The 17,056-nt window shown below is 41.7% G+C and carries 14 protein-coding genes; 10 read left to right on the top strand and 4 right to left on the bottom strand.

The genetic code is table 11. From position 1 onward, the window contains the following. Position 1 precedes the first annotated feature (1 nt). From DYH63_RS05025 to DYH63_RS21825, 3 genes are all read left to right on the top strand, one after another. Complete coding sequence (locus DYH63_RS05025) at positions 2-979, top strand: ankyrin repeat domain-containing protein (RefSeq protein ID WP_116787775.1); 978 nt, start codon at positions 2-4, stop codon at positions 977-979. Between the two features lie 81 nt (positions 980-1,060). Beyond that, entirely contained in the window at positions 1,061-1,198 is a 138-nt protein-coding gene (locus DYH63_RS21555; protein ID WP_240409060.1) for a hypothetical protein, read from the top strand. Continuing rightward, positions 1,186-1,317, top strand: a complete 132-nt coding sequence (locus tag DYH63_RS21825) for a DUF7660 family protein (protein ID WP_439952032.1) — start codon at positions 1,186-1,188, stop codon at positions 1,315-1,317. Before DYH63_RS21555 ends, DYH63_RS21825 begins: the two co-directional genes overlap by 13 nt. Before the next feature lie 67 nt (positions 1,318-1,384). Here the strand turns inward: DYH63_RS21825 and DYH63_RS05015 are convergent, their stop codons facing one another. Next, a complete protein-coding gene (locus tag DYH63_RS05015; RefSeq protein ID WP_116790741.1) occupies positions 1,385-2,608 on the bottom strand; it encodes an aminotransferase class I/II-fold pyridoxal phosphate-dependent enzyme in 1,224 nt (407 codons plus the stop codon). 188 nt (positions 2,609-2,796) lie between these two features. On the opposite strand from DYH63_RS05015, the gene DYH63_RS05010 reads away from it, so the two are divergent. From DYH63_RS05010 to DYH63_RS05000, 3 genes are all read left to right on the top strand, one after another. Continuing rightward, complete coding sequence (locus tag DYH63_RS05010; RefSeq protein WP_116787774.1) at positions 2,797-3,255, top strand: Lrp/AsnC family transcriptional regulator; 459 nt, start codon at positions 2,797-2,799, stop codon at positions 3,253-3,255. Positions 3,256-3,307: 52 nt separating this feature from the next. Continuing rightward, complete coding sequence (locus DYH63_RS05005; protein ID WP_116787773.1) at positions 3,308-4,936, top strand: carboxylesterase/lipase family protein; 1,629 nt, start codon at positions 3,308-3,310, stop codon at positions 4,934-4,936. Between the two features lie 149 nt (positions 4,937-5,085). Beyond that, positions 5,086-6,303 (top strand): DUF763 domain-containing protein, encoded by a 1,218-nt coding sequence (locus tag DYH63_RS05000; RefSeq protein ID WP_116787772.1) that lies wholly within the window; start codon positions 5,086-5,088, stop codon positions 6,301-6,303. On the opposite strand, the gene DYH63_RS04995 is transcribed toward DYH63_RS05000, so the two are convergent. Next, positions 6,295-8,079 (bottom strand): mechanosensitive ion channel family protein, encoded by a 1,785-nt coding sequence (locus DYH63_RS04995; protein WP_116787771.1) that lies wholly within the window; start codon positions 8,077-8,079, stop codon positions 6,295-6,297. The two genes, DYH63_RS05000 and DYH63_RS04995, sit on opposite strands and share 9 nt — an antisense overlap. A 146-nt stretch (positions 8,080-8,225) precedes the next feature. On the opposite strand from DYH63_RS04995, the gene DYH63_RS04990 reads away from it, so the two are divergent. Beyond that, positions 8,226-10,310 (top strand): M1 family metallopeptidase, encoded by a 2,085-nt coding sequence (locus DYH63_RS04990; RefSeq protein ID WP_116787770.1) that lies wholly within the window; start codon positions 8,226-8,228, stop codon positions 10,308-10,310. On the opposite strand, the gene DYH63_RS04985 is transcribed toward DYH63_RS04990, so the two are convergent. Further along, on the bottom strand, positions 10,311-10,985 hold the full coding sequence (locus DYH63_RS04985; RefSeq protein ID WP_116787769.1) for a hypothetical protein: 675 nt from the start codon (positions 10,983-10,985) through the stop codon (positions 10,311-10,313). A 123-nt stretch (positions 10,986-11,108) separates the two neighbouring features. Between DYH63_RS04985 and DYH63_RS04980 the strand changes: the two genes are divergently transcribed. The 3 genes from DYH63_RS04980 (at position 11,109) to DYH63_RS04970 (ending at position 14,510) form a co-directional block, all read left to right on the top strand. Then, positions 11,109-12,002, top strand: coding sequence for an aldo/keto reductase (locus tag DYH63_RS04980; RefSeq protein ID WP_116787768.1), 894 nt, complete (start codon positions 11,109-11,111; stop codon positions 12,000-12,002). Between the two features lie 49 nt (positions 12,003-12,051). Further along, positions 12,052-12,861, top strand: a complete 810-nt coding sequence (locus DYH63_RS04975) for a ThuA domain-containing protein (protein WP_116787767.1) — start codon at positions 12,052-12,054, stop codon at positions 12,859-12,861. A gap of 92 nt (positions 12,862-12,953) precedes the next feature. Continuing rightward, positions 12,954-14,510, top strand: coding sequence for a DEAD/DEAH box helicase (locus DYH63_RS04970; protein WP_116787766.1), 1,557 nt, complete (start codon positions 12,954-12,956; stop codon positions 14,508-14,510). A 358-nt stretch (positions 14,511-14,868) separates the two neighbouring features. Here DYH63_RS04970 and DYH63_RS04960 read toward each other — a convergent pair whose 3' ends face one another. After that, a complete protein-coding gene (locus tag DYH63_RS04960) occupies positions 14,869-16,917 on the bottom strand; it encodes a CotH kinase family protein (RefSeq protein ID WP_116787764.1) in 2,049 nt (682 codons plus the stop codon). Positions 16,918-17,056 lie beyond the last annotated feature (139 nt).

Raw genomic sequence — 17,056 nt, 5'->3', positions numbered from 1 at the left:
CATGACAAAAAGCACACTTACCACATTTAAGAATCTTTTGGGTTACAACGGTAAAAAAGTTAATGAAGAAAAAGCTCTTGAAGTACTGAACGAAATAGGGGTTAGTGCGATAGATGTAACAGGAGATACCCCATTGATTATTGCAGCCTACTTAGAACGTGTTAACATCCTGAAAATCCTGATTGAGCGGGTTGATGATATAGACTATAGAGTGCCTGGTGCAATCGTTGAGGAATCAGCTTTGCTTCGGGCTTGCGACCAAAGGCGTTTAGAAAGCATAAAATTGCTTGTTGAAGCTGGTGCTAACCTGGAACAAACGGATAGATTTAATTTAACCCCTCTTTCTAAAATATTTACGAATACTTTTTCGGATCCACTTCCAGCAGCAAAATACCTAATAGGTAGAGGCGCTGAAATTACAGAAAAAGTTATAAATATGGGAATGTCTTGGAACAGGGAAAGATTTTCTGAGTTTTTGAAAACTATGGATTACGGATTTGATGCTGAATCATTCCCCGAAAATGAAGAAAGTCTTGAAAATGAAAAAGAAACTTTTGAAAATAATATCGATATTAAACATCTTCATACTATAGTTAATAGTGAAGATTATTTTGAAACATCAAAGATAATGTGGCAGAAACTTGTCCCTAGATCAGGGCAGGCAACAACAGTACAGGGAGAATTAATAAGGGCAATTGAAAAACTCAGGGATGAAGCCCAACGGAATGGCAGTGCCAACTTTAATAAAAATTGCCACCTGATATTAGTTAACTACCTTAAGACGTATCTGACCGACAAAAATATTTTTAATGAAATTGAAATTGCCGAAACAAATAATAATTTAAACCTGTTGTCAAGAGAGAAAAATCCCTATTTAGATGATGATGTCTATGACAACATTATAACTAAGATTGTTGATTGGTCAGTAAAAACTTTGGAATTGGTTCCACACAATTATAATGATAAATTAAATTGCTAATATTTTTACATTTAATAACATACACCGTTACTCTTGATTAATTTTAGTAAACATTCTGACAATCATCAATACTAATAAATTATGAATGACACACTAGGCGATTTTAAAGTAACAGACAGGCATAGTTTCTCTGAATTTATAGACCTTTTACTACAGACCTATCAGAAAATCCTGAGAGATGGGAGAATAACACCCTCCCTCTCTTTTTGGAAGCCCTAAGCACTTACGCGAATGATATACAGGGTTATTATGACAACACTAATCAAAACATCAATGCTGACCAGCCAAGCTGGAAAACTTTTTCAGATATATTTCGCGGGGCAAAAATTTACGAATAAGTCAAACTCCTGAAAACAAAAAATCCGCCAAAGTATTACTTCAGCGGATCCACTAAAATCAAAAATCCTAAAATTCAGAAACAGCTTCTTTAAATACTCCCACAGTTTCCATACATTCACGCATCATCTTATATGTGCGTTCTATATCATTATCAAGCCCTATCGAAAAACGGATAAGCCCGTCTGTAAGTCCCATTTCTTTTTGTTCATCCAACGGTATTTCACTTGATGTTGATGTACCCGGCGCGCTAAATAAGGTTTTGTAGAATCCTAAACTTACAGCAAGGTACCCCAGGTTGCGGTGCTGCATCAATTCCATAAGTTCGTTGGCTTTATCAAGGCTACCCACGTCAAGAGTCATGAGTCCGCCAAAACCATACTCAGGATTTATCATGCCCTTATACAGCTCATGCCCTGGATGGCTCTTAAGCCCCGGATATACCACCTTAAGTCCGTCCTGTTCAAAACGTGTGGCAAGGTACAGCGCATTATGGCTGTGTTGTTTCATACGGATGTGCAGGGTGCGCAGGTTCTTCATAACACTTGCCGCACGCAGGCTGTCCATCGTTGGTCCCAGCAGCATGGCGGCGCCGTTGTTTACGTTTCGCATCTCATCAATAAATGCCTGGGTACCACACGCTACCCCACCCACAGTATCGCTGCTGCCGTTTATAAATTTGGTAAGGCTGTGTACCACCACATCGGCTCCCAGTTTTACAGGCGAAACAGACAATGGCGAGAAGGTATTGTCTACAACCAGTTTAAGGTTATGTTTTTTGGCAAGGCGGCTCAGGGCAGCAATATCGGCTATTTCAAGCAACGGATTACTTACCGTTTCGCAGTACAACACTTTAGTATTTGGAGTAATGGCAGCTTCTACCTTTTCTATTTTTGTGGTATCTACAAAAGTTGTGGTAATGCCCAGCTTAGGCATAAAGTTTTTCATAAAGGCATAGGTACCGCCATAAATGGTGCGGCTCGATACTATGTGGTCGCCGCTTTGGCAAAGCTGTAACAGTACCGATGTTATTGCCCCCATACCCGATGCAGCCACGTTAGCAGTCTCGGTACCTTCCATAGCGGCAAGCGCCTGGCCTAAGTACAGGTTACTGGGCGATGAGTGACGGCTGTACAGATAGCAGCCATCGGCATTGCCTTCAAAGGTATCAAACATTGTTTTTGCCGAAAGGAATGTATAGGTAGACGAATCTGATATTGAAGGGTTTACTCCGCCAAATTCGCCAAAATATTGCAGGTCCTGTATGTTATCTGCGGGATTGAAATTTTTCATTTGCTTATTGTTTGTAGTTATGGGTTTGGGTAAATAACAGCCGTTAGCTTTAAACAAAGTGAATAATTATGAAACAAAAAATCAATTAATATTTTTATTTAATGATTTTAAATCTATAATTTTAAAAAATATTAGATATATTATCTAATCATCAAAAGATTAAACATCTAAAACCGAAAATCATTCAGATGCCTTTAGACACCACCGATAAAAAATTACTGCAACTACTACAGGAAGACAGCACCCAAACCACAAAACAGCTTTCTGCAAAACTGAGCCTTTCCGTAACCGCCATATACGAACGTATTAAAAAACTGGAGCGCGAGGGTATTATCAGTAAATATGTAGCCCTGGTAGACCGTAACAAAGTAGGCCGTGGTTTTGTGGTATTTTGCCACCTGAAACTCATTCAGCATACAAAAGAATACCTGACAAAATTCGAAAAAGAAGTTACCCAACTCTCTGAAGTGCTGGAATGCTACCATGTAAGCGGCGATTATGACTACATTCTTAAAATATATGTGGCTAATATGGAAGAGTACCGCGAATTTATGGTAACAAAGCTTACTACCCTGCACCATATAGGCAGTACACACAGCACCTTTATGATAGGCGAAGTTAAGAACACAAATATTATTGCTTTATAACTAAGCATTAGATTTTTGAGTACATTTGTTTACAACCAAAAACGATTTCGTTATGATAAAAAAATTTCTGATACTGGCATTTTCAATAGCTACTGTGGCTGCCGTGGCTCAAAAAGCGCCACAGGCAAAAACAGAGCAGGGTATTGTAGAAGGGCTCACGTTAAAAAGCGGTATTGAAACCTACCGGGGCATACCCTTTGCCCAGGCACCTGTGGGCAAGCTGCGCTGGCGCGAACCGCAGGCTCCCCTAAAGTGGACGGGCGTGCGCAAAGCAGTAACCTTTGGGGCTAATGCCATGCAAAAGCCTGTATTTGGCGATATGGATTTTCGCGCGCCAAAAATGAGTGAAGACTGCCTGTACCTCAACGTATGGACACCCACTAAAAAACCAAATGAAAAACTGCCCGTACTGGTGTATTTTTACGGTGGTGGCTTTGTAGCCGGAGATGGTTCTGAAAACCGTTACGACGGCGAGAGCCTTGCCGAAAGGGGCATTGTAACGGTAACCCTTAATTACAGGCTGGGTATCTTCGGGTTCTTTTCGCACCCGGAACTAACTAATGAGTCGCCAAACCACGCTTCGGGAAATTATGGCCTGCTCGACCAGAATGCCGCGTTGCTTTGGGTAAAGAAAAACATTGCTGCCTTTGGCGGCGACCCCGATAAAATAACCATAGCAGGCGAATCTGCCGGGTCGATATCAGTATCGGCGCAAATGGCCTCTCCCCTGTCTAAAAACCTTATTGCCGGTGCTATAGGGCAAAGCGGTGCCATGATAAACCCTACGCTTGATGCCATACCAATGGCGGAGCATGAAGAGCACGGTAAGCAGTTTGCCGTAAAGGTTAAAGCAGGTAATCTAGATGAACTTCGTGCCATACCTGCTGAACAATTACTGGAAGAAGCTTCTAAATGGGGTGCATTCCAGACCAAAGCTGTTGTAGATGGCTATTTTTTACCTAAGCTACCCTCAGAGATCTTTGCTGCGGGCGAGCAGGCTAAAGTACCCCTTCTTGCCGGATGGACATCTGCCGAAATACCCTACCAGGCATTTATGATGGGTAAATATCCTTCGCCTAAAAACTACACCGAAATTGTAAAACAAAAATATGGCAACAATGCAGAGATTGTTTTTGAATTATATCCCGGCGAAGACGAGAAGCAGGTTATAGCATCGGCTACCGCACTTGCCAGCGATAACTTTATTGTATACAGCACATGGAAATGGTTAGACCTGCAACGAAAAACTACAAGCCAACCTGTTTACGCATACATCTTTAGCCAGGCACGCCCACCTATGAAAGCCGAAATGGGTAATGCAAAAGCAGGCCTTGCCGGTGGTATAATAAAAGATGACGGCAAGAAAGAAGAAAACAAAATGCCCGATGCACTTAAAGGTGCTGCACACGCCAGCGACATTGAATACCTGCTGGGCAACCTTGCCACCAATACCGTGTATGAATGGACACCAGACGATTATAAGGCCAGTGAAGCCGGAGAAGAGTATTTTGCCAACTTTATAAAGACGGGAAACCCTAACAGTAAAAAATTACCGCAATGGCCTGTAAGCACTAAAGATGGTGAAATGACACTTATGGAAATCAATGCCACTCCTAAAGCTTATAAAGAGCCGCACCGCGACAGGTATTTGTTTTTAGATAAGCAGTATAGTAAGAAATAACCAAGTTTTACGCTGCGCGGGAGTAGTCCCAAGCCGCTAACCAAAAGCCTGCTTTGTGCAGGCTTTTGGCGTTTTAATTAACAGTTTCAACAAATTTCAGCGGCAGCATATCGCTTATCTTTGCAATACGGTTACCCAAAATTCAATCCATGAAACGATCCGGTTCTGCTGATTTGCCGCTGCATGGCGGCCATGTACCGCTGTGGCTCTCTGAGCGCATGGCACAGCTGGGCCTTGCTATTGTAGAAACCATTGCAATGGAATTTGGCACGCAGGAGGTTATTGCCAAACTGGCTAACCCATTCTGGTTTCAGAGTTTTGGCGCGGTTATGGGTATGGACTGGCATTCATCGGGCATTACAACATCGGTATTGGGCGCACTCAAGAAATCGGTTAACCCGCACAGCAAAGAACTGGGTATTTACATTTGCGGCGGCAAAGGCAAGAACTCTATGAAAACGCCCGATGAGCTAATTACCGTGGGCAACCGCACGGGGCTTAACGGCACAGAACTCGCGGGGCTGAGCCGCCTTACCGCTAAAGTAGACAACACGGCCATACAGGATGGTTTTCAGCTTTACCAGCATAACTTTATTGTAAACGCACAGGGCGACTGGTGTGTAATACAACAGGGTATGAACAACTTTACATCTACCGCACGCCGCTACCACTGGCACAGCCACGATTTAAAGTCGTTTATCAATGAGCCGCACACGTTTATTTATGGCGAAAACCAGGGCAAAATTCTCAATCTTACTGCGGGATCTGCGGCAATAACCCGCGAAAAATCATTAGCCATACTTCAGGAAGATCCTGATAAGATACTTAAAGAAGTGCAGCACCTGGTAATGCCTAATCATCATGATGTTCGGATGAAGGATGTAAACATGAAACGCCTGGGTGCCATGCTTTGCGTAGCACATGAAAATAAGCCCGAAGATTTTGAAAGCCTGCTGATGCTTCAGGGTATGGGGCCAAGAACGGTACAATCACTGGCGTTGGTTAGCGAGGTAATTTATGGCACCCCTACCCGCTTTGACGATCCGGCACGCTTTTCATTCGCGCATGGCGGTAAAGACGGGCATCCGTTTCCGGTACCGGTTAATGTATTTGATGAAACCATCAATACGTTGCAAACAGCTATTAACCGGGCAAAAATAGGCAATAGCGACAAGATGCAGGCCATCAGGAAACTATCTGAAATAGCTATGGATGCTGAAAAAAACTTTACACCAAATACCAACTTTGACGCACTCATTCAAAAAGAGCGCAATGAATCGCATTTATATGGTGGCCGCACTATTTTTGGCAAAGCCAAACCACCTAAGAAAAAACCCGGCGATGAAAACCAGCTTACCTTATGGTAATGGATTAGGATTTTCTGGTTTTATAACGCTTTCCTCCGGCGGATACACCAGTGTATCGGTTATATCTTTAATATGATCCGGTTCAAAGGCCGGCAGTCGCAGTTCTTTTTTATTCCGCCACTCTTTTACAATGGCTTCGGTTGCCGCTGTCTTTTCGGCATCGGTACCTTTGTCGCGTGCCATATAAAGTGTCTGGCTTGGATAGGCAAAATCAGTACCGCTTGCTGCTACAATATCCAGTATGCGCAGGTACAGGTCTTCTTCTATCTCCTCGGCAGTATCTATATTGTGTGCATTTATATAAGCTGTAACCTCTACCCTATAGCCATTTGCCGTAAGGCCTCCAAAGCGTACCTTGGCAGGATCTGGGTTTACCTTGGGGTGCGCATAAAACAACGAACGTATTTCTACCAACAGATAGCGCAACTGATCTGGCGTAGTTTCCATCCTGAACTCTAACACAGGGTTAAACAAAAAGCGGTCGCGGTGGGCATAATTCTCTATGTTATTACTACTAAACAAACCATTAGGTATGGTAACCACCGTGCGCGATGGTGTGCGCAGGCGCGTACTCCGCATCCCGATAGACTCTACCGTTCCGGTTATCTCTCCCACCTTACAAAAATCGCCAATGCGTATTGGCTGGTCGGCAATCAGGGTTACACTCCCCACAAAGTTTTCCATAGTTTTTTGCGCACCCAGGGCCAGGGCAATACCACCAATACCCAACGCAGCCAGCCATGTGGTAACATCAAAACCTACAGCCCCTAATATGGCAATGACACCAATAACTACAATGGCGGCTTTTGCCATACGGCGCAGAAACAATATAACCGATATGGCCGATATGCGTTTGCGCAGCGTCATTCGGTTTTTGGTATACTCGCTCACAATATCAGATAGCCTCCAAAGTAAAATAAGAAACGCTACTATAACTATGGTAACGGTTACATTACTAATACGCTGCCTTACAATAATAGAAAGCCCTACCTGCTGCGATATGGCACTAAATATCCATACGGCAATACATAAACGCAGTGGCAGCCCCAGTGCTTTTATTATCTCCCATTTCTCAGGGTCGCGCACTTTTTTGTAGATACGCGTTATAAGTCCAATAAGCGCTACCAGCAGCCATGCAATTAAATATGAAACTAATACAATTACCACTACTGCAACCCAGTGCCCTAAAGGTGCACCCCACAGTTTGCGGATTTTAAGAGCATCGGGTAATATAATGTCCAGCAACGAAGTATCTTCTATGGTAATGGCAGCAATGGCATTAACCGTTTCTGCCGAAAAGCGCCATAACGGCGGGTTACCATCGCCTGCCGCATTTTCTACATATAAAATTATGTCCTGCCCATCAGCAGTAACCGTGCCCACCATATCCTGGTTTGGATCCAGGTCATCATCGGTACGGCCGGCGTATTTGTTGCTTATAAGGTTAGTAGGCACCATGTCGCCACTACGGTCCAGTAGTTTCTGGAAATTCACCACAATACGCTTACGCTGCTTTGTGGTGCGCCATAAACGCTTAAGCGTAAGGTATTGGCTTGCACGAATGTAATTTTGGTCGGCTACGGCTTGTATAAACCCGTTTACCGTACCGCGTGGCGAACGCCGCTCAAGCGAATCAGGCGCAAATTGTGCCTCTGCGGCTTCTTTAGATTCTGTACCTGTAGAAAGCAGTTGCGCCTGCGCATAATGAGGTAGCCCCAGCGAAGCAAGGAGCAGTATGGTAAAACAAAGTTTTTTTAGCGTAAGGCGGCTTTTCATGGATGCGTACGTTTTTGGCTACTAAATTTACAGATTCTGTAAAGCAAAAGTCAGGTTTTTAACGTTATGTTCTGAAAAAGTTTTACAATCCCGGTTTTAGGATTTTATTATACATCAATTCTGTAAATTTGTAAAAAAGCATTTTAATGAAATACCCGTTATTAGCCCTGTTACTATCTATAAGTGCTGTGAGTTTTGCACAGCAATATAAAACGGTCGATTTTAAAACCCTTGATGCCACATTGGCTTTTAACGCTGCCCAAAAAGAAGTTTCAGGCACTGTTACTTACACCTTTGAGGTACTGGATAAAAAGCCCGATACCATTTACATAGACGCGCAAAATATACAGTTTGACAATGTACAGGTAAATGGCAAAAAGAAAACCGGATGGATAGCTTCAGCAAAAGCCCTAAAGCTTTTTAAAGGATTTAAGAAAGGGAAAAACAAGCTTACCTTTACCTATACTGCACGCCCTAAACAAACGCTTTATTTTGTAAAAGACGGCATCGATAACCAAATCTGGACACAGGGACAGGGTAAATATACAAGCCACTGGCTACCCAGCTTTGACGATGTAAACGAAAAGGTAATTTTTAACCTGACGGTAAAATACGATAAAGAATATACAGCACTGGCTAACGGAAAGCTTATAGAAGCGAGCGAAACAGGCGACCTTAAAACATGGCAGTACAAAATGGAAAAGCCAATGAGCAGCTACCTGGCCATGGTAGCCATAGGCAAGTACCGCAAGTGGCGTATGGACAGCTCTACTGATACCCCGCTGGAATTTTACCTGCGCCCGCAGGATAGCCTTAAATTTGGCCCTACTTACAAATACAGCTATGACATACTCGATTTTTTTGAGAAAGAAATAGGCGTGCCTTATGCCTGGGGCATTTACCGCCAGGTGCCGGTACTCGACTTTTTATATGCGGGTATGGAGAACACCACATCGACCATTTTTAGCCAGGATTTTGTGGTAGACGAAATTGGTTATAACGACCGTACCTACATTAACGTAAACGCCCACGAGCTGGCGCACCAGTGGTTTGGCGACCTTATAACAGCAGAAAGCGGTACCCACCACTGGCTACAAGAGGGTTTTGCCACCTACTACGCCCTGCTTGCAGAACAGCAGATATTTGGCGAAGACCATTTTAATTATGAAATGTATGAGATTGCCGAACGCCTGCAACAGGCTTCTAAAACCGATACGATACCTGTAATGAACGAAAAGGCAAGCACGCTGTCGTTCTATCAAAAAGGGGCATGGGCACTACATGTATTACGAGAAGCCATAGGCCATGACAATTTTAAGAATGCTGTAAAAACGTACCTGAATAAATATGCGTTTAAAAACGTAAATACAGACCAGTTCCTGGCCGAAATAAAGGCCGTCGCTCCTGGGTATGATGTTGACGGTTTTAAAAAACGCTGGCTTGAAAGTGGTAAATTTGAGGTGGAAGAAGCCCTTGCCCTGCTTTCTAAAAACGAGTTTATGCAGGATTATTTTGCCGTTGGCGAGATGCAGGATAAGCCATCTGCAGAAAACAAAGCCGAGTATATAAGGATAATGGGCAGTAAAGACTTTTTTCCTATCAAAGAAGAAATACTATACCAGACTGCTAAAGTTCCGTTTGCAGACAAAGCTGAAATGGTACGTCTTGCCATGAATACAAATAACCTAAAAGTGCGTCAGGCTGTAGCGCGTACCGTTACGAATGTGCCATTAGAATTTGAGGAAGAGTATAGAACATTGTTACATGACGAATCGTACATTACCCGCGAAATAGCACTTAACATATTATACAAACGCTACCCTGAAAAGCGTACTGAGTTACTCGACATAAGTAAAAACTGGGTAGGCTTTAACGATAAAAACCTGCGCATACTATGGCTTACACTGGCTTATGCAGATAAAAATTACCATCCTGAAAAAAAGGACGATTTTTATGGAGAGTTAATACACTATGCCTCGCCGGAGTTTGAAAGCGGCGTTAGGCAGAATGCCCTGTCTAACCTGCTCTACATTGGCAAAGCAGATCCTATTGTATGGCATGACCTTATAGATGCTACACTGCACCATAAGTGGCAATTTGTAAAATATGGTAAAGACAACCTGCGCAAGCTCATTAAGAAGAAAGGTTACAGGGAACTCCTTCAGGATATGTTGCCTGAGCTTAACGACTCAGAAAGGGCTAAGTTGCAGCAATTATTAGACGAAAAATAATTAGTGGGCATTGAATATAAATTCCTGTCCACTACTGTTTATTGATAATATGAGTTGTTTTGCATCAATGCTTATTACAGGCCAGTATTTAGCCCGCCCGTTAGCATTTAGTATCAACAGTTTTTTGCCGTCTGCCTCACGGTAGCCCCAGTAACCTGTTTCTTTTGTAGCTCCTAAAGCCACACTATAGGTACCGTCTGGTTTAAAGCTAACAGTACTATTATCATTTACTTTCACATCATCATCATCATCATCAGGTTTACGAATACTGCCAAGTAACCAGTTGTTTGTTAACAGTAACTTGTTACCCTCTGCTTTAACACGCACCATATTAGCTGCAAGCGTGTTAATTTTTATGGTAAGCTTTTCAGGTAATGCAGCAAGTATCGTAAGTTCGGCATTTGATTTGCCGTTATAGGTAGTTATTTTGTTTCCCTGCACAGAAAATTTTCCTGCTTCATCCATTCCCATAATACCTGACTCATAATTGCCATCAGGATAAAAATTAAAGAAAAGTTTATCAAGGTAGGGCGCTATTTTTTCGGCACTACCCTTTTTCTCCATTTGCCCTTCTGCAACCGATTCAAATTTCCATTCGCCGTATATGTCATTTATAGATTGTGCTGACGTATGTAAAGCAACAAAAAGTACTATCAGAGATAAAAGATTTTTCATTATAATGTAGTTGTTGGATTGATTTTTAAAAATAAGAAATCTTTACTAATCTAAATAGTTGGCATAAATTAAAAAATTGCCGGGGCAATTCTTATCCGTAAATTTGTATTACATCAAAATACCATGAAATACAACACCCTGAAAAACGGATTTAAAATTAGCGAAGTCAGTTTTGGCTGTATGTCGTTAAAAGCCGAAAATAAAGAGAACGATTCAATTATATCAGAAGCCATAGCCGGCGGCATTAACCTGTTTGATACTGCTGACCTGTATGAGAAAGGCGCCAACGAAAAACTTCTGGGCACTGCCCTTAAAGGTAAACGCAATAGTGTACATATATCTACCAAAGTTGGTAACCGGTGGAAAGCCGATGGCTCCGGCTGGGAATGGTGCCCCCGCAAAGAGTATATTTTAAGTGCCATAGACGATAGCCTGCACCGCCTGCAAACGGACTACATTGACCTATACCTGTTGCACGGTGGCACAATCGACGATCCGGCAGATGAAGTTATCGAAGCTTTTGAACGGCTTGTAGATAGTGGTAAAATAAGAAGCTACGGCATATCTTCTATACGGCCTAATGTTATACGCGAATATGTAAACCGCAGCAACATTAGCGCGGTGATGACACAGTACAGCCTGCTGGACCGCCGCCCTGAAGAGGAAACATTACAGCTTTTAGGCAAAAACAATATTGGTGTGCTGGCACGGGGCAGCATCGCTTCCGGCCTGCTTGCGGGTAAGGTACCTGCACCCTATTTGGGATTATCTGAAACTGAAGTAAAAAACATACAACAAGGGCTGTTGCAAAAACTGCCCGAAGGATATACGTTAGGCGAAGGCGCCCTGCGGTACGTAATGGATAATCCGGACATTACTACTGCTGTGGCCGGCATACGTACGCAACAACAACTAGCCGAAGCTCTTGCTGCTGAAGGAAAGTTACCTCTTACCGAAAAACAACGCTTGTACTTTCAGGACATCTGGACAGGAAACACCTATAAAGAACATAGATAATTGCACAGGTATAAAATTGTGTATTTTTGGGATATCCAAAATACATCCAATGAAATACCTTATCCTCCTGTTCTTTGCAGGGCTATCTATCGGCTTTAGCCAGACTAAAAAGAAACCTGATTTTAATGTAGTAGGTTTTTATACGGGAATTAACGACCGTGCCCATGTAAGTTTTGTGCACGAAGCCAATAAATGGCTGGCAAAAATGGCACAAGAACATAATTTTACATACGATAGCACTAATAACTGGGATAACCTCAATGCAAAGTTTCTTGCAAAATACCAGGTAGTATTATTTCTTGATACACGTCCTGAAAAACTGGAACAGCGACAGGCATTTCAAAAATATATGGAACATGGCGGTGGTTTTATCGGTTTCCATTTTGCGGCCTTTGCCATGAATGACACAGATTATCCGCAAAACTGGGACTGGTACCACAACACCTTTTTAGGCAGCGGACAGTATGTAAGCAATACCTGGAAGCCTACATCGGCTATACTAAAAGTAGCCCAACAACACCCTGCCGTAAAATCATTGCCCAAAACATTTGCCTCTGCCCCTAATGAATGGTATAGATGGGAAAAAGATTTAAAATCCAATGCTGATATCAAAATCCTGGTATCAATAGACCCGTCCAGTTTTCCGTTGGGCACTGGGCCAAAACAGCATGAAATTTGGCACGAAGGCTACTACCCTGTGGTATGGACGAACACAAAATATCGTATGCTTTATGTTAATATGGGGCATAATGACATCGATTATGATGGCGGAACTAATAAAGAGTTGTCATTAACTTTTAACAACAGTACCCAGTCGCAACTGATACTCAACGCACTACTATGGCTTGGCGGGTATTAATAAGCCAAATATTATTTCTTAATAAATTTATGATTTTGTAAACAATATAATGTAAGTAAATATATATTTTTGGGCTTTAGTACAAACCATATATGCAAGCCGACGAAGAAGGGGACAGAAAAGAGCTCTACAACTACCAACAGAAAGATATTGACGCCATATTTGAGAAGTTTGAGGGCAAACCAAATAACTATCATTTATTGTACCAACTCCCTACCGGAGGAGGTAAGACCGTAATATTTTCTGAAATTGCACGCCGCTATACCGAAAAATATAAGCGAAAAGTACTTGTGCTTACACACCGCATAGAACTTAGCAAGCAAACATCGCAAATGCTTAACGGCTTTGGCGTAAAAAATACCATTATAGACAGTGCTGTAAAAGAGCTGCCTTATGATAACGAATTCTTTTGTTATGTAGCTATGGTAGAAACGCTAAACAACCGCCTTAAGGATAAGAAATTCCACATGGATGATGTAGGCCTTGTTATAGTCGATGAAGCCCATTACAACAGTTTCCGTAAGTTATTTACTTATTTTAAAGACTCAGTATTTCTTGGGGTAACAGCTACACCACTAAGTTCTAACATAGAACTGCCGATGTATGAAACCTATGATGAGCTTATTATGGGCGAACCTATAAAAGCACTTATAGACAGGGGATATCTAGCTAAAGCGCAAATGTTTGGCTACGATGTAGAACTTACATCGCTTAAGCTGGGCATTAATGGCGATTATACCGTAGCATCGTCAGACGAGCTTTATAGTCGCGGCATCATGCAGGATTTACTGTTACAATCATACATAACACGTTCGCAGGGAAAAAAAACACTCATATTTAATAACGGTATCAACACATCGTTATATGTATATGAAACGTTTCGTGCGGCAGGGCTGCCCATAAAGCACCTTGATAACCGTACGCCTGATATGGAACGTAAAAAGATTTTGGCATGGTTTAAAAAAACGCCCGATGCCATACTTACATCAGTATCTATCCTTACAACAGGTTTTGATGAGCCTACCGTAGAAACCATAATACTAAACCGCGCTACACGCTCGCTAACGCTGTATTTTCAGATGATAGGCCGTGGTTCGCGCAGCCTGCCCGAAAAAGACACTTTTACAGTTATTGACCTGGGTAACAATGCACAGCGCTTTGGCCTGTGGAGCGACCCTATAGATTGGCAGTACATTTTTAAAAACCCTGAATTGTTTTTAGACAACATACGCACAGATGCTGAAATAGAAAGTTATCATGTGTATTTAATGCCAGATGAACTGAGAGAAAAGTTTGGCAAATCTATGGAGGTAACTTTTGATGTTGAACAGGAATTTAAAATTGCGGCAGACAACAGGGAAAAACCTAAACACGTAATTGATAAATCTATTCGCCAACACGCGTTTATGTGCATAGAAAATGCTGAAACTATTATTGAAGCACGTAAACTGGCCCGCGAGCTGGAACCGGATATTGACTATCGTGTAAAACAGTATGCCAAATTACTTAGTAAAACAACTAAAAATTACAGGGAGTGGCTTGTAGAAGATTATAAAAATCGTCTGGGCATTTTGATAGGACGCATTTTTCACCGTTATAAAGATGCTGAAACAGAAGAAGAAATACTGGAGCTTAAAAGGCTGAATTAATACAAAAAGAGACGCACCAAATGCGTCTCTTTTACTTTTTATATTTAACGAAACATAACTTATGTCTTTTATTTACAACAGTCTCGTTCCTGTAATTCCTGAGCTGTAATAAATAATTTATAATAATGAATTTTACCACAAGGTGCACAAGGTTTTTCACTAAGATCACAAGGCTTTATGAATAAAGCTTGTTCCAGGCTAAAGAACACAAAGCTGCTCGGCAAAGCCTTGGGCCCTTTAGAGCAAAGCGTACTTTGTAGCCTTAGTGCATCTTTACTTTGTGTACCCCGTGGTAAACTTTATTCTAAACCTATACACTATTGTTTAATTTCGGAATATAACATATCTATAATTGATATTATTGCTTCACAACTTTTTTAGTTATACTGCCTGATACAGTTTCTATTTTCACAAAATAAATACCAGCCGCATATCCGCTAAACTGTATTTGCAGCCTGTCAGTTTCCGGTTTACCACTTTGCAACAGCTTACCATAAATGTTATACATCTCAAAACCGTTAATGGTCTCTCTGGCTGTTACATTCAGGATATTGCTTACCGGGTTAGGATAAAGCACAACCCCTGCTATATCTTTAAAGGTAGCCGCTCCCAGGCTTGCCTCGCTAACTGCTTCCCAACTTGCAGCAAGGCTGTTATCAAGGTTTGTGGCTGTCAGGTGCAGATACATACCATTTCCATCGGCATCCGGCCATGGGGTTTCGTCATCATACTGCACTGTATCAATAATGTTGCCCATACCATCTGCCAGTACAATATTCTGGGTACTGTTAGATAAAGTGCGCTGAAACTCTCCAAACGGTACAAAACCATATTTTTGCTGAAACACAGTAGCATTGCCCGCAATAAAATATGTTTCGCCTGCCGCTATGGTGCTGTTTACAGGAAACTGGTATGATGTGCCTAACTCACGCAGGTACACGCCTGTAAGGTTAACCACTGTAGTACCTGTATTTTTTATGGCAAAAAATTCTTGGTCGTCAGATTCAGGAAACTGACTAGATTCTGATGGATGATAGCTGATATCTGTAATAACCAGCGATGGCAATACAGGGTTTTGGCAAGCGGTGTAACTACCTGCATTATTAGTAATCCATGTGCTACGCTGCAGTAGCCAGTTTTTTATATTATCAACCTCTCCATTAAAATTAGGCACCGTTCCCCATCTTGCCTGTTCGCGTGCGGCAGCATCTGCAATAGTAGCTGTAGTTGTATTTATAGCAGCCACTATTTTATCATAGTTTAGAGGCTGGCCTGCTTGTGTAAGTTCATTCCACCTGCGAGAAAAGTAGCACCTAAAGTCGGGTGTATCAAAAAGGTCTCTCCAGAATTTTGGCCCTTCGTTATCTCCATTAGCAAACTGCCATACATTATAATAACCACGATTATAACCGTATGAAAAGAGATCATTACCAAAGGTCAGGTTAAAATCCCAAATAGGCCCTGCACGCAATTTTCCGCCAATATCCTTATGAAAATAAGTACTTACCTGATAACTGTCTACATTACCGGCCAACTCAGACATTATCATAAAATCGACAAATGTGGGGATATCTATTATAGATGGATAGCCGGTACCAAAATTACTATTGTTGTTATGTGATGTACCGGCAAGATTTGTAAACTGCTGATGTATGTAAGCATCCTGTGCACTTGTTACATCTTCCGGTTTAGGCAGTTCATGTATAAAATCTGTATTGCCCACATACGACTGCATACTCCAGGCTACAGGGTCACCACCTGTAGTTTTATCAGCTTTAGTTATATAGCCACCTGTAAGCGCTACACCATTGGCCGCACTGTCATCAATTGCTTCTATGTTAATACGGTTTTCATCATCCTTTAGCTTTTCCTGTAGTATATACAGACCATTATAACTACCGTTTAATACCACCTCACAAAATTGCGTACGCACCGTATAATAGCCTATGGCACGCGAAAGGTTGTATGATAAATAATCGCGAATTAACGAAGGGTCGAACGCAAGGCCATTAAGTATCCAGTCATTTTGTTTGGGCATGCCCAGTATGCTGACTTTCTTTTTTGTGCTATTGTCACTTTCATAAGTTGTCCAGCCGTACTGTTTTTTGGGTAAATCCTGAGATGTTGATCCTCGTACCTCAATCTTGATGCGCCCCGAATAATTAAGGTAAGCAGTGGTATTTTGATCGGTAAGATAATTGGTAGTACCATCTGCATGATAAATTATCTTCATTGATGCCTGTATCTTAGGGTCATCGGGTATTTCAGCATTGTTATCTGTATTAATAATAACAATAGGCAAGTTGCTTTGGGTAAAGTTTACCTGGGCATAACCCACCAGTTGAAATAAAAGCAACAATAATAGAAACCTTCTTGCCGGCAGGCTTTTAAGCACTTGTACATTCATGTTTTTTAAATAGTATTTTAACAAATATACTATTAATAGCAAACAACAAGACTTAATAAATTAACCTTTAAAAAATATTTTATTAACAACAACCTCTTTAGGTTATTTAAAAAATTGCGTAATCTTAAATTTCATAGTA

Origin of the sequence: Flavobacterium psychrotrophum, assembly GCF_003403075.1 — a bacterium.
Classification (GTDB): Bacteria; Bacteroidota; Bacteroidia; order Flavobacteriales; family Flavobacteriaceae; genus Flavobacterium; species Flavobacterium psychrotrophum.
The sequence above is the reverse complement of the archived record's forward strand: the minus strand, read 5'-3'. Positions and strand labels throughout refer to the sequence as shown.